Origin of the sequence: Ruminococcus sp. YE71 (genome assembly GCF_900119155.1) — a bacterium.
GTDB lineage: Bacteria > Bacillota > Clostridia > Oscillospirales > Ruminococcaceae > YE71.
In genome coordinates, this window is sequence record NZ_FPIR01000015.1 from 64,507 (window position 1) to 78,315 (window position 13,809).

The following is a 13,809-nucleotide window of genomic DNA, read 5'->3' on the forward strand; positions in this document are numbered from 1 at the left end:
CTCGGTTCAGAAAGCCGCAAAAAATACCCCATCAGAGGAATATCTCCGATGGGGTATTGATGATCTTCAAAAAGCAGTTTGGAAATTACTTATTGATAGTAACGGTGAATGCTCTGCTGTTGATGTTGCTGATATCCCACTGACCATTGAATCTTGCGCCAACTACCAGCTTATATGTACCTGCGGGGATCTTGGTCTTGGTAAGGCTCAGAACGTTGCCCTGTGCGAGTACTCTCCACTTGCCTGCGGAGTAGTATGCTACAACGTACTTCTCAGCGCCCTGAACAGCAGTCCAGGAGAGGTTCAGAGTGTCGCCCTGTACCGATGCGGTAGCAACGGGATACTTGGAAACTGGATCCGGATCAGGATTGCTGCTGCCCTGCTTCGGAACAGCGAACAGACCGTATACTGTCATATCAGCCGAAGTAGCGCTGATGAAGAGGCTGCCGATCTGGCTCGGAACCTTGCCCTGACCGATGCCCTTGCAAAGATCCTGATAGGAGAATCTCTTTACATAAGGAGTATCGCTTTCGTCGCTGGATGCGATGCGGTTCCACTTGTCGTCCATGAGAACGAGCTCGGGGTTAGCATTGGACTTGTAAACGACAACGAAGTCATACTTATCGTTAGCATAATTCTGCCAGCCCTTTACTTCGATGTTCTTCCACTCAGCGAGCTCCTGACCGTTTTCGCTCTTGTAAAGCTGGATCCAGTCAGAGCCAACGTTGATGTTCGACCAGCTGAACGGAGGAACATAGTACTCGGTAAGGTTCGGATAGATGCCGTAAACAGACATCATAGCCTCGATAACGGGCTTGGAGTTCGGGTACCACTTGCAGCTCTTGCGGTGCAGATAGCCGTGAGCCTCGCCAGAACCGTTGTTCGGAACGTTGTTGTCCCACAGTACGCAGGGGATGCCCTTAGCCTTAGCCTTGTTGAGGTAGGACTTAGCCCACTCTACTCTCGAATTGGTGTTGCCGAAGTCGGAAGCAGAGAACTCACCGATGATGATCGGAACGTTCTTCTCCTGCTTGATCTGACCGAGGTAGTTGAACATCCAGTCCAGCGAGCTCTCGAAGCTGTTGCCGTAGCCGTCAGAGCCCGGGAAGTTGTGGTTGGAAGCGTTGCCTGTGTCCATTGTGAAGAAGTACGGAGCGTAAGCGTGTACAGAAAGTGCAACGTTGCCTGCGTTTGCAGGGATAGCGATGTTTCTGATAGCAGTCTCATCGCTGGAAGCGCAGTAGCCGGGGAGCATCAGCAGACGCTCACGGTTCTGATTTGAACCCTGGCTGCGGACGGTGCTTACGAACTTAGCGTTCAGCTTGTTGACGTAATTCCAGGAATATCCGCCGTCGTTACCGTTGCCCCATTCAAAGTTCTTGTCGCCTGTCTGACGGGGCTCGTTCATGCCCTCGAAAATGAGGTGCTGGTCATAGTCCTTGAATTCCTCAGCGATCTCTTCCCAGATGTTGGAGAGCTTCTGCTCGGCAACTGCATAGGTGCTGTCAGTCCATTTTGCTTCGTTGATGAAGTCCTCGTGGTGGATGTTCAGGATAACGAACATATCGCGGTCGATAGCATAGTCAACGGTCTTGTGAACGTAGTCCATCCAAGCGTCGTTAACGTGGTATTTGCCGTTCTTATTTTCAAGGTGCTCGTACCAGGTGACAGGGATACGAACGGTGTTGAAGCCTGCGTCCTTTACTGCCTGAAACTGTGCTGCGGCAGGCTCAGGCTGCCCCCAGGCTTTAGCGAATTCACTCGGAGCTGTCGAGCTGGAAAAACCTGTGTTGTTGCATTCGAGCGTGTTGCCGAGGTTCCAGCCGATCCTCATCTGGGATACGATGCCGTTTGCATCGAGTCCGGAGAGTGCTTCTGCCTTGATGCTTGCGGTCGGCAGAGAACCAATGCCTGCTACGGTGAGAGCCGCTGCGGACAGCGCGGACAGAACTCTGCCCTTGATCTTCTTCTTCATAGGATATTTCTCCTCCTCAATAAATAGTCGGTCATTTTCCACAGCAAAAAAGCGCAGTATTCTGTGGAAAAAGCGTACTGTACTTTCCGTGAGGAACAATTCACGGATATGATGCTTCCAAACATAGCATCATCATCAATGGCTTAATTATACAGTTTTTTTTTACAAATGTCAACGCCAATTGGTGAACAAAGCCTGTTTCTATATGTAAAAATTTTCACCTGATTCTATTCCCTGAAACAATTTCACTATGCGTTCTCACCAAATTCATCAAAAAGTCCCACATCTTTGCCGAACACTTTTCTGCTTTTGGGGGTCAGTCAAGATCTGCTATTTGCGAAACGCATACCAAAAATTGCGATGCAAAGAAAACAGCCCGCTTCCCCGAAACTGTGAAACGGGCTGTTTTTATACGTTATTCTTTTTTGCTTTGAGCGCCCTTTTATGTTCATACATGGACTTATCTGCACGCTTGAAAACATCATTGTAGCTGTCATCTTTTGCAGGGTCATAGACTGCAAGACCGCTCGCCACGGTCACCAGACCGTTTATCAGATTTTCCTCGATGGTCTCGCGAAATGCCTGAGCAAGGCTTTCGCGGTTCTCAAAATCCTCGCCTTTCAGTATCGCCACGAATTCGTCGCCGCCGATGCGGAACACGGGGCTGTGATCGAAACGGTGACAGATGATCTTGCAGGCACTCTTGATGTGCTCGTCGCCTGCCTCGTGACCCATTGTGTCGTTTATGGTCTTCAGACCGTTCACGTCAAAGACGACAACTCCGTATTCGGTCACTTCGCCGATCTCGACCGAGGTCTCAAGTTCAGCCAGCGCTTCGAGATAAGCCAGCTTGTTCTTCACACCTGTCAGACCGTCCCTGTAAGCCTTCTGCTTTGCGAGCTTTATGGCGAGATCGTACTCGACGTCCTTGTCCTTGTAAACGAATGTGTGTATCAGGCAGGTGCAGAACAGGCAGCCCATCGAATAGAACGGCATGAGCGGAAAAAGCATCTGTACTGCGACAAAGAATGACATTATCAGTCCCGAAAGGCTTATCGTTCTGTAGTGAGACCTGCTCATGCCTTCCGAACGGACAGCCATGACCATGGCGTAGACGGATGTGACGAGGAAGAGTATCACCTGCATTATCAGACCGATGTGCCTTCCGTTCAGAGTGACATACTCCTTGTCCTCCTTGAACATGAAAATGACAGGCACGAACAGATTTATGATAAGAACGGCGACTTCATACATGAGCACGACCCATCCGCCCGTAACGAATATCTTTCCGAGTCTGCCCTTGTTCCCCGTAAAAGCCACGACCCCTTTAGTCCATAACAGCACGGACAGAGCCATAGTCCCGAAAAACATACAGGTGTCGATGTAGGCGGGTATCAGCCATCTTTTCTCATACAAAAATCCCCACAGGATGTCTGACATAAAAAACGCCGCAATCGAAAGCAGATATTGACGGTACTTTAATCGCGCGTCATTGTTTTTCGTTTTCTCGACTTTTTTCAGTGCTTCTATATTAATAATGACCAGAACGACCAGAGAGATCATTCCGATACTCGCATAATACATTGGCATTCTCCTTCCGAATATTTCTTTTAAAAATTCTCTCCCATATTAATTATAGCATATGAGAGTAACAGATCTGTCACAGGGAGCCATTAAAAACAGGGGCGTATGTGAACTTTTTGTAAATTTTACCGATTAGGTTTTGAGGGAACAGCAAGAGACATTATCTTCCCCAAAAAAATGAAACACCGACTGAGCTGTGTCATGTCGGTGTTTCATTTTTTATATAGCCGTGACGGGCAGGGGAATGTTCAGTCTTTTCTGAAGGTCTTGTCGATGAAGTCGTTTATCCTGCCGTGATAAGCCTGGTCACGCTGTTTTTCCAGGTACTCTTTCATCTGTTCGAGCAAGGATATATCGGATTCGAGCGCACGCAGGAAACGATATTTTTTCTTGCGCTGTTCCGCGGAAAGTCTGATATGCTTTTTGAGCTCTTCGTATCTGATGACCATTTCGTTCTCTTCCGCGAACGCCTTTATCCTTGCGGTTATCCTGAACGAATAGGACAGGTCGATGAACAGTATCCCGTAGAAAACGCCGATGACAAAAGAAAACAGCGGATTTCTCGAAAACCATGCCAGACCGTTCAATATCCTCGGATGGATGAGGAAGTAGTAGACCGCCCCGAGCATCGCCCAGTATATCGAAAACCGCAGGCAGATGACGCCTTTGTAATTGAACCGCATCTCCGAATAGTCCCACAGTTTCAGGTGTCTGCGGATGATGAACAGTTCGCCGGCTATCAGCTCGATCAGCGTCATGGCGGCAGACATTATCATGAACAGTATCATCTTTCGCAGGATGTCGTTATCTATCGGGATGTATTTTTCAAGCAGTGCCAGAAGATACAGTAGCGTCAGCCCGAACCCGTACAGCGGCAGGCAGGGTCCGCAGAGAAATCCCGGGTTTATCCAGACCCGTTCCTTGTTCGAGAGCTTGAAACGTCTGTAAAAGACTTCTATCCCCCAGCCAATCATACTTCCGCCGGAAAACAGAAGTGCAAGTATCATGAAATCATATACTATCGTCATGCGCTTCCCACCTTGTGACAAATATTCCGAGCCGATGTCTCTGTAAATATTATACAATACCCTGCGCGGGATTTCAAGACCGAAGTTCGGCAGATGCCCTGTTTTTTTCGGAAGTGCTCTTCGGAAAGCGCCATAAGTCGGGTATGCCCTATGTAAGGATACACAAAACAGCCGACAGAGTGTTGGCTATTATGACAGTTGCAGATGTATGTTCTGCGCAGAAATTGACTTTGGTGAGCTGATATGATATAATTGAGGTGGATCAGCGCCTGACAGAGACAGTTGATCCATGTGAAACAGAAAAGGGGGATAAACGTGAAAAAACAGATATTGATATGCACGGTATGCGCCATGCTTCTTGCAGGCTGCGGAAAGGTCGAAAAAGAGACTGCCGATACTTTCAGCGCAGAGAAAAAAGAAAGCAGCGCCGCAGAGAGCGAGACAGTCAGTGAAGCGCCCAAGACCGTCGCTGCGGAAACTGTTCAGGCGGCAACTTCGTCAAAGAACCTTTTCGGCGACGATCTGTGCAGTAAGATCTCAAACGCAAAAGAGGTCTACTCTTTCGTGACAGATGTGATGAATGATTCCGAGACAGCCGAGACTGCGGCAGGCGATAAGATACTGACCATCGGCTTCAAGGCAGACGGTGAGGAATATATCCTTGCCTATTCCTCGGGAAATATTTTTGCCTGGGCGGAGCGCTCGACCTCGAAGGTCACATATTTCAAGCCCGACGACGATAAGGCGGCGCAGCTTCGGGATCTGATGCTTGCCTATTCCGCGCTGGGATATGTCCTTAAAGACACCGAATACACTGTGGATACGGAGCATATGCAGACAAGCTATATTACAGATATTGCAAACTCTCTGCCCGACCCATACAGCGAAGCGCGGTATTATTACCATGACGACAAAAAATCCACCACCTTTATTATCCAGACGGACGGGGATGCGCTGTTCTACCTGCAAACGACCGATGAGCGCACCGATGTTACGATAGAAGGCTCACCATACTACCAAACGCAGGAATTCTATGAGTATTTCACCGACGGCAAGGGCAAAGCTTTTTACCGCCCCGAAGGATATGATGTGTACTATCCTGCCGAGGAGTTTGAGGGCGATGTATCTCCGATACCGTTCCCGAAGGGGATATCCGAAAACGATAAGTATCTGTACAGCTTCAAAATCAATTCGGACAGCGAAGACCTTACCGTTGAGGTATGGCAGGGCAGTGAGACCACCGAATATTTCTTTATCCGCAACGGCGAGCTGAGGGCGATGTGGGATTACCGCGAGGGAGCAGGCATGACCCTCATGAACGAGTTCCGTGTGGAGCAGGTCATGAGCGGCGAGATCGCCGAGATAATCGCTCACGCCGAGGAGCATATGTCTGACGGCAAGGATGCAAAGCCGACGGAACAGCCAAAGACCAATGAGGACTGGCTGAAACACGATACGGATAAATACGGCTTGTTCGACCTCAGCGGCGGTGTCGTGGTCGGAAAGGAAGTCGAGCCGACGGGCGTTGTCGAGGAGTGGCGCGAATATATCAGCAGCGCGGACAAGCCCTTCACGCTGGAATACCGCTGGGCAGGCTCGGGACGGAACGAGTATCAGATAAGCACCACGGACGGCAAGAATTACTACTACCGCAACGACATGGAGATACACGACGGCGATGACGACCTCGGCGGCGAGGAATGGACGGTAGACGGCAGATATTTTCAGTCGGTCTACAAGACGAAGGAATATCCCGTCCGCGAGGTTTACGAGTATCCGCTGAGCGACTACGGAAATGACCCTCCGAAGCTGGTCACCGACCTTATCTTCGAGAACGAAAAATACAACGCCGATTACTCGGGCGAGTGCAAACGCGCCTACGAGGTGACGGTCGGCAACGAAAAGTATATCTGCGAGGAATGGTCGCTGTATCTCGGCAGACTGTGGAAGGTCTATATCAAGGACGGTAATATCGTCGCATGGGAAGGCGATTTCTACAACGAGCCTACCGTAAATACCGTCATCAGGCTTGAAAAGACAGCTGATACCGCGCTGATAAAGATGCCGAGTGACGCTAAAAAGCACGTTTCTAACGACTAAATATCAGAAGATAAAAAAACGAGCCTTTCCGAAGTCGGGTACTCATAAAGAAGTTTTTATAATTTGAAGATAAGGTTGTGTAACCACGGTGGTTATGCAGCCTTTCTCTTTTAGTCGTACTTCATACTGTCAGCAACGGCAGTCGTTACGGCAACGTTGAAACGATAGTGGATCTCGATCTCCTGAGTCCGATGCCCACTGCTCTTGTCGGGAGCGTGGACAACGATATTCTCAATCAAGTTCGTGCATGATCTCAGGCGTAATGCTATTCCTTTCGAGAATCAAGCTGATCACATTAGCTGTTATAGCAGATTTTCTGTGATATGTTAATATGCGACGATATAAAAGATAAAGGCTGACGCACCGTTTGTGCTGTCAGCCTTTGCTATGGATATTTATTTTAGTCGTTGAACCACGATTTCATGACATCGAGTATCTTCACAAGCTCGGGTTCTTCTATGACATACGGCACCATCGCGTACATATATTTCAGGAACGGACGGCTGAATACCCCGTGTTCAAACGCGTACCTGCGGAAGCCTTCCAGATATTTTTCGTCCTTGACTTCGATGCAGACACAGCCGCCCATTATCCGTATCTCTTCGATTTTTTCGGATGTAAAGCCTGCCAGCTCGCGCCTTGTTATCTCTTCTATCCGTCTTATCCTTTCGAGGTAGTTGCCCTTCTCGAAAAGCTCGATGGATCTCAGCGCCGCCGAGCAGGCGAGGGCATTTCCCATAAAGGTCGGACCGTGCATCAGTGCGTGAGTCGGGTCGTCGCTGAGGAATCCGTCCCAGACACGCTTGTTCGCGACGGTCACAGCGTGCCCGATATATCCGCCTGTCAGAGCCTTGCCGAGCACGAGGATGTCGGGCAGGACAAGGTCGGCGACAAAGCGGTTCCCCGTGCGCCCGAAACCTGTTGCGACCTCATCGAATATCAGCAGGACATCATTCTCATCGCAAAGCTGACGCGCTCTTTCAAGGAACGAAACATCGTACATCCGCATCCCGCCCGCGCCCTGAAGCAGCGGCTCGACTATGAAACAGCTCAGCTTGTCGCCGTAGGTCTCAAAGGCTTTTTCGAGCGCCGATATTTCGGTCGGGATATGTATCACGCCGCGCTTTTTCTCGTTTGAGCTGCCGAATGCGAAGTGGTAATCCTCATCGTCGCCGACCTCCATCGCCTTGAAGGTATCGCCGTGATAAGCGTGTTCAAGGGCAAGGATGACGCTGCGCTCCGAGCCGCGGTTGGTGTTGAATTGCAGCGCCTTTTTCAGCGCGACCTCGACCGCAACGCTTCCCGAGTCCGAGAAAAAGCAGTAATTCAGGTCGCCGGGCAGCCACGAAGCCAGCTTTTCGGAGAGCTTTTGAACTGCGTCGTGAGTCAGACCGCCGAGCATGACGTGAGCGAATTTGTCGAGCTGTTCCTTTATCGCGTCGTTTATCACGCTGTTGTTATAGCCGTGGATGACGCTCCACCAGGATGAGACCGAGTCGATAAGGTCGCGGCCGTCCTCGGTGTAAAGATGCACCCCCTTCGCGGAAGCTATCTTTATGGGCGGTTCAAGCGTTTTCATCTGGGCATAGGGATACCATATCATCTTTCGTTCTCCTTTCCGCAAAGTGAAGCTATGTATTCACCGCTGATCCCGAGGTCGGCACCGTTCTCACCGACGCAGGCGATGACGGGGATACCGGTGAGTTCCCCGCACATTTTTCTGTTGTCCTCTTCCATAACATCGCCTTGGTGGAAATGGTTCAGGATGATGCCCTTGACAGAAATTCCGCGTGACTTCATGTATGCGGCGGTGAGAACAACGCTGTTTATCATTCCGAGACCTGCGTCAGCGACGATGATGCAGGGCAGAGCCAGCAGTTTTATCACATCTTCGAGGAATATTTTTTCGTCATCGTATCTTAACGGACAAAGGATGCCGCCGCTTCCTTCGGCGATGATGTACTCATATTTTTCCGTCAGCCTTGCGAAGCTGTCTTTTACTGCTGCCAATTCAACCGGCGAGCCCTCTGTTCTTGAAGCCAGATGCGGCGAAACGGCGGTCTCGTAGACATACGGACACATCGTGTCAAGCGGCTGAGTTATCCCCGAAACGTTCCTTACATGAAGCGCGTCGCCGGGGATGAGGTCTCCGCGGCTGTCCCGTTCGTTTCCGCTCATGGCGGCTTTGAAGTAGGCGGGGCTGAGTCCGCTTTCGTTCAGCTTTTTGAGCAGCAGACCTGTGATGTAGGTCTTGCCCACGTCTGTTCCCGTGCCTGTGATAAACAGCCCCTTACTCATCGCCGTTCACCTTTTCAAGGTCGAAGCCCATAGTTTTCAGCATACTTACGTCAGCGTTGATGTCGTTTCCCGAGGTGGTGAGCATATCGCCCGTTATCGTCGAATTCGCGCCCGAAAGGAACGCTTTTTTGCCGCATTCTTTCATCAGGTCGCGGCCTGCCGCAAGGCGAATCTGAGCGGTAGGGCAGATGTATCTGAATATCGCGACTGTCCGCAGGATATCTTCTTCCGACAGCCGTTCGAGCCCTTCAAACGGTGTCCCTTTGATAGGCATGAGGGCGTTTATCGGTATCGAATCAACGCCGAGTTCGGCAAGGCTTATCGCCATGTCTATCCTGTCCTCCCATGTCTCGCCCATGCCGATGATGCCGCCCGAGCAGACTTCATAGCCTGCGTTTTTTGCACGTTCGATGCAGGCTATCTTGTCGTCGTAGCTGTGGGTGGTGCAGATGTTCGGAAAGTTCCTGCGGGAGGTCTCGATGTTGCAGTGGTATCTGTTCACACCTGTCTGACGCAGTCTGCGGAACTGTTCGTCCGTGAGGAGCCCGTGGGAGCCGCAGAGCATCATATGAGTTTTTTCACTGAGCGTGCTGTAGGCTTCGACGGCTTTTTCAAAGTCCTCATCACTGAGCGTCTTTCCTGCGGTGACTATCGAAAAGCGGTGAACGCCCCTTTCCTCGTTGTGCAGGCACTCTTTGAGTATCGTTTCGGTGTCTAAGAACGGATATTCGCTTACGCCCGTGCAGTTGTGAGCCGACTGAGCGCAGAAACGGCAGTTTTCCGAGCATTTGCCGCTTTTGCCGTTGATTATGCTGCACAGATCGACATGGTCTCCGCAGAAGTGCTTTCTGATGCGGTCAGCGCCCTTGCTCAGAAGTTCGATATCGGCCGAAAGAAAGAATGCCGTATCATCGCCGCGGTGTATGCGTTTTCCGCCGATTATCTCGTCGGCAAGTTGAATGATGTCCATAAATAAGTTCCTTTCAAAAGTTTTCACACTGTCCTGTACGACAGCCCGATGGCAGGGATGAGCCTTTTGCCGAGTACAGCCGACAGGATGCACAGGCAGATGTCCCCGGGGACTGCCAGCAGAAAGCAGTACAGAAACAGCGGCCATATCCCGATGGGAGAATGGAGCCAGAACTTGCTTATCGCCCAGTAGTACGCCATTCCCATCGCATAAACGACCAGCAGACCCGCGAAACATCCGATGAGCAGTCTCGGCATGGTAAGCTCGCCGCCGTGTACTATCCTGCCCGTGATATATGCCCCCGCGATGAACCCGATAAGGTATCCGAAGGTGGGCTGAAAAATATAGCCTATCCCGCCGCCTTCGGTGAAAACGGGGAGCCCTGTCAGCCCGAGCAGAACATATACGGAAACTGCCAGAGCACCCTTTCTGCTCCCGAGTATCACGCCTGCAAGCGTTGTGAAAAGAAACTGTAGCGTGAACGGACAGACAGGGACGGGGATGCGGATGAATGCTCCGACAGCCGTCAGAGCGGCAAATAATGATGTCAGTATAATGTCTTTGGTTTTTATGATCTCACCCCCTTCCTGAATTTGCTATCATATTATACCACAGCATTTCGATTATGTCAACCCTAAATTATAAGTAGGTTGACATACAGATCTTTAAACTCCCAAGGGAGGGTGATTTCAAGCGTCTCATTGAAGCAGGCACCACCCTCTACGGCGGCATCACGGGCAGGCGATGCTATCCGCAGGGCAACAGAAAGCTGTCGCGTGTCGTGAACGGTGAGAAGGTCTCCGATGATTTCGCCCATGAGCAGTGCCTTGGCATCACTCAGAACGGCAGGTATTTGTTGTTATCGGGCTGTTCGCACAACGGTATCCCGAATATTCTCGGCCGCTACAGAGAGCTCTTCGGAAACTCCCCCGACTGCGTTATCACAGGTTTCCACATAATGAAAAAGGACGGCGAGCATACCTATGAAGAAAAAGCCGTCATCATTCGCACTGCGGAGGAACTTTCCCGTCTTTACACCGTTTTCTACAGCGGTCACTGCACGGGCATCTCCGCATTCGAGCTGATGAAAGGCATCGTGGGTGATAAACTGCACGTCCTGTACAGCGGTGATGAAGTGTTATAAACAGGCTCATAAGACACGAAAGACCGACCCGAACAAAGCGTTCGGATCGGTCTTTGCGTTTTGTGATATATGCATGGGCAGTCGGGTCAGAGATAATTTCTCATGCTGCCGACCGCTATCACAAGCGTCGAGGAATTGTGCAGGAATGCCGACGTGGTGGGCGCGATGATCCCTGCCGCTCCGAGCACCATCAGCCCCGTGTTGAAGCTCATGATACTGCGGTAGTTTGCGTTTATGCGCTTCATCAGCGCCATGCTGAGCTGACGGAGCGTCACGATACAGGTGAGGTCGTCCGCCGAGATGGTGATGTCCGCCACCTCACGGGCGATCGCTGCACCGCTGCTGATCGCGATACCTGCGTCGGCTTCCGAGAGGGCAGGGGAGTCGTTCACGCCGTCGCCGATCATGATGACTTTTCTGCCTGCACTCTTTTCGCGGCGGACAAATTCCGCCTTGTCCTCGGGCAGGACTTCCGCGTAGAATTCGTCAACTCCGACCTTGTCCGCGACTGCCTTTGCCGTGCGTTCGCTGTCGCCCGTCATCATGACGATCTTTCTGATACCGAGCTGCTTGAGCTGCGATAGGACTTCGCCTGCCTCACCGCGTATCGGGTCTTCGATGCAGATTACCGCCGCGAGCACGCCGCCCACCGCGAGGAACAGATGCGAGAACTCGTCGGGGAGACTGTCGAACTTCTCCTGCTCGCCGTCGGGGAGCGTGCAGCCCTCGTCCTCGAACACGAAATGGTAGCTTCCCAGCACCACCTTGACACCGCTCACCGAGCTTGCGATGCCGTGCGCAACAACGTACTCGACCTCGCTGTGCAGCTCTTCGTGGATGAGCCCTCTGTCGCTCGCCGCCTTGACCACCGCGTTGGCTATGGAGTGGGGGTAGTGCTCTTCAAGACACGCCGCCAGCCGAAGGGCTTCAGCCTCGTCGTTTTCGCCGAAGGTGATTATCTTCGCGACCTTCGGCTCGGAGTGGGTCAGCGTGCCCGTCTTGTCGAAGATGATGGTGTCCGCGTCCGCCACGGCTTCAAGGAACTTGCCGCCCTTGATGGTCATTCCGCGGCTCTGTCCCTCGCGCATCGCCGAGATGACCGAAATGGGCATGGCGAGTTTCAGCGCACAGGAGAAGTCCACCATCAGTATCGACACCGCTTTGGTGGCGTTTCGCGTCAGCAGGTAGGTCAGCAGCGTGCCGCCGAGACAGTAGGGCACGAGCTTGTCGGCAAGGTGCGCCGCGCGGCTCTCCACCTCGGATTTGAGCTTTTCGCTCTCCTCGATCATCTTCACGATGCGGTCGTATTTGCCGCTGCCCGTGACCTTATCGACGCGGATGACACAGCTGCCCTGTTCGACCACCGTGCCGGCGTAAGCATAGCTGCCAGCCGACTTGTGGACGGGGAGTGCTTCGCCCGTGAGCGTCGCCTGATTGACCTCGGCTTCTCCCGAGATGACTTTGCCGTCGAGGGGGATCATGCTGCCCGTGCGGACGATCATCTCGTCGCCCTCGCGGACGTCGCGGATGGGCACGAGCAGTTCGGTATCTCCGCTTTTCAGCCAGACCTTTTCCACGCCGAGGGACATGGTTCTTGCAAGATCGTCCACCGACTTTTTGTGCGTCCAGTCCTCCAGAAGCTCGCCGAGACCCAGCATGAACATAACGCTAGAAGCGGTATTGTGATCGCCGCGCACCAGTGACACGGTTATCGCCACTGCGTCCAGCAGGCTGACTTCTATCCTGCCCTTCGACAGCGATATGATTGCTTCGCGGACGTATTTCGCCGCCTTGATGACCGACAGCACCATCCGTAACGGCTGTGGTATCAGCCGTTTGAAGACGTAGCGTTTCGCCAGCATCCAGAACAGCCTGTCCTCAAACTCGCGGTCGAGGGCTCTGCCTGTGTGTTCGGGAACAAGGGCGGCGGTCTGCTTACTGTACGAAAACTCGGACAGTGCTTTTATCAGGAGCGCACGGTCGGTGAAGAGTATCACCGCGTCGCCCGTGCGGTCGTAGACCTTTACGTCGGTCACGAACGGCTTCGCCCTGAGATAGTATTCCAGCATATCCGCCTGCGCGAGGGTCATGTTCGGACGCATGATATGTACGCGCAGACGGTTTTTCGAGCTGTGAAGTATCTGACACCTCATTCTTCGTCAGTCTCCTTGGGTGTCTCCTCAGCGGCATCTTCAACGATGGTGACGTCATCGATGATCTCGGCAGCCTCTTCCTCCGCACGCTTTTCGTTAATGTCCTTAGCGTCCGCAACGATGTCGCCGCATCCCTCGCGCACCTTGATAACTCCCTTCATTACGCACTCCTTACCGCGAAGAGCGGCGGCTGTAGTTTCGGTGTAGACCTTCTTTGCGGTCTTGCTGGTCAGCAGCTTGACGCCAAGCGTGCTTGCCGCCATTCCTCCTACGAATAATGCACCTTTTACCCAGAATGACATAAGAATTCTTCCTTTCTAAATTTAGATTTGATATAATGAACGGGAGAGTTTCCCCTCCCGAACATGACTATTTTTTGGCAGTATGGCACTTGCCTTTCATCGCACAGCTCGAACAGCCGCATCCGCAGCCGCCCTTGCCCGACAGTCTGTCTTTGATGATCGACCGCAGAGCCAGCGCGAGAACTGCGATTACTATAATTATCACGACGATATTTCCGATATTTTCACTTAACCATACTGCCATAATGATCTCTC

At 51.9% G+C, this 13,809-nt stretch carries 12 protein-coding genes and 1 pseudogene; 2 read left to right on the forward strand and 11 right to left on the reverse strand.

All coding sequences use genetic code 11. The annotated features are described in order from the left end of the window. Positions 1-85: 85 nt before the first annotated feature. The 3 genes from BT142_RS13555 to BT142_RS13565 all read right to left on the reverse strand — a co-directional run bounded on the left by BT142_RS13555 (position 86) and on the right by BT142_RS13565 (position 4,587). Positions 86-1,975: a glycoside hydrolase family 5 protein gene (locus BT142_RS13555; RefSeq protein ID WP_072418726.1), complete on the reverse strand. Its 1,890-nt coding sequence runs from the start codon at positions 1,973-1,975 to the stop codon at positions 86-88. 408 nt (positions 1,976-2,383) lie between these two features. Beyond that, positions 2,384-3,415, reverse strand: coding sequence for a GGDEF domain-containing protein (locus BT142_RS13560; protein WP_175545501.1), 1,032 nt, complete (start codon positions 3,413-3,415; stop codon positions 2,384-2,386). Between the two features lie 392 nt (positions 3,416-3,807). Then, the gene (locus tag BT142_RS13565) at positions 3,808-4,587 is read right to left on the reverse strand and encodes a putative ABC transporter permease (protein ID WP_072418728.1); all 780 of its coding nucleotides are present in this window, start codon (positions 4,585-4,587) and stop codon (positions 3,808-3,810) included. 315 nt (positions 4,588-4,902) lie between these two features. On the opposite strand from BT142_RS13565, the gene BT142_RS13570 reads away from it, so the two are divergent. Further along, the gene (locus BT142_RS13570; RefSeq protein ID WP_072418729.1) at positions 4,903-6,687 is read left to right on the forward strand and encodes a hypothetical protein; all 1,785 of its coding nucleotides are present in this window, start codon (positions 4,903-4,905) and stop codon (positions 6,685-6,687) included. 110 nt (positions 6,688-6,797) lie between these two features. Here BT142_RS13570 and BT142_RS13575 read toward each other — a convergent pair. The 5 genes and pseudogenes from BT142_RS13575 to BT142_RS13595 form a co-directional block, all read right to left on the reverse strand. Then, positions 6,798-6,951, reverse strand: a pseudogene (locus BT142_RS13575) (DUF4368 domain-containing protein); the annotation flags it as partial. A 136-nt stretch (positions 6,952-7,087) separates the two neighbouring features. Continuing rightward, positions 7,088-8,290: an adenosylmethionine--8-amino-7-oxononanoate transaminase gene (bioA, locus tag BT142_RS13580; protein ID WP_072418730.1), complete on the reverse strand. Its 1,203-nt coding sequence runs from the start codon at positions 8,288-8,290 to the stop codon at positions 7,088-7,090. Continuing rightward, positions 8,287-8,985, reverse strand: a complete 699-nt coding sequence (gene bioD, locus BT142_RS13585) for a dethiobiotin synthase (RefSeq protein WP_072418731.1) — start codon at positions 8,983-8,985, stop codon at positions 8,287-8,289. The genes bioA and bioD overlap by 4 nt, the downstream gene beginning before the upstream one ends. Next, the gene (bioB, locus tag BT142_RS13590; RefSeq protein ID WP_175444960.1) at positions 8,978-9,949 is read right to left on the reverse strand and encodes a biotin synthase BioB; all 972 of its coding nucleotides are present in this window, start codon (positions 9,947-9,949) and stop codon (positions 8,978-8,980) included. Before bioB ends, bioD begins: the two co-directional genes overlap by 8 nt. Positions 9,950-9,978: 29 nt before the next feature. Next, the gene (locus tag BT142_RS13595) at positions 9,979-10,527 is read right to left on the reverse strand and encodes a biotin transporter BioY (protein ID WP_084659487.1); all 549 of its coding nucleotides are present in this window, start codon (positions 10,525-10,527) and stop codon (positions 9,979-9,981) included. Positions 10,528-10,736: 209 nt separating this feature from the next. Between BT142_RS13595 and BT142_RS13605 the strand changes: the two genes are divergently transcribed. Beyond that, positions 10,737-11,099: an MBL fold metallo-hydrolase gene (locus BT142_RS13605; RefSeq protein WP_242871984.1), complete on the forward strand. Its 363-nt coding sequence runs from the start codon at positions 10,737-10,739 to the stop codon at positions 11,097-11,099. A gap of 86 nt (positions 11,100-11,185) precedes the next feature. Here BT142_RS13605 and BT142_RS13610 read toward each other — a convergent pair whose 3' ends face one another. The 3 genes from BT142_RS13610 to BT142_RS13620 all read right to left on the reverse strand — a co-directional run bounded on the left by BT142_RS13610 (position 11,186) and on the right by BT142_RS13620 (position 13,798). Then, positions 11,186-13,252, reverse strand: a complete 2,067-nt coding sequence (locus BT142_RS13610) for a heavy metal translocating P-type ATPase (RefSeq protein ID WP_072418736.1) — start codon at positions 13,250-13,252, stop codon at positions 11,186-11,188. Further along, entirely contained in the window at positions 13,249-13,554 is a 306-nt protein-coding gene (locus BT142_RS13615; protein WP_072418737.1) for a DUF6110 family protein, read from the reverse strand. Before BT142_RS13615 ends, BT142_RS13610 begins: the two co-directional genes overlap by 4 nt. Before the next feature lie 67 nt (positions 13,555-13,621). Further along, the gene (locus BT142_RS13620; protein ID WP_072418738.1) at positions 13,622-13,798 is read right to left on the reverse strand and encodes a FeoB-associated Cys-rich membrane protein; all 177 of its coding nucleotides are present in this window, start codon (positions 13,796-13,798) and stop codon (positions 13,622-13,624) included. Between the last annotated feature and the right edge of the window lie 11 nt (positions 13,799-13,809).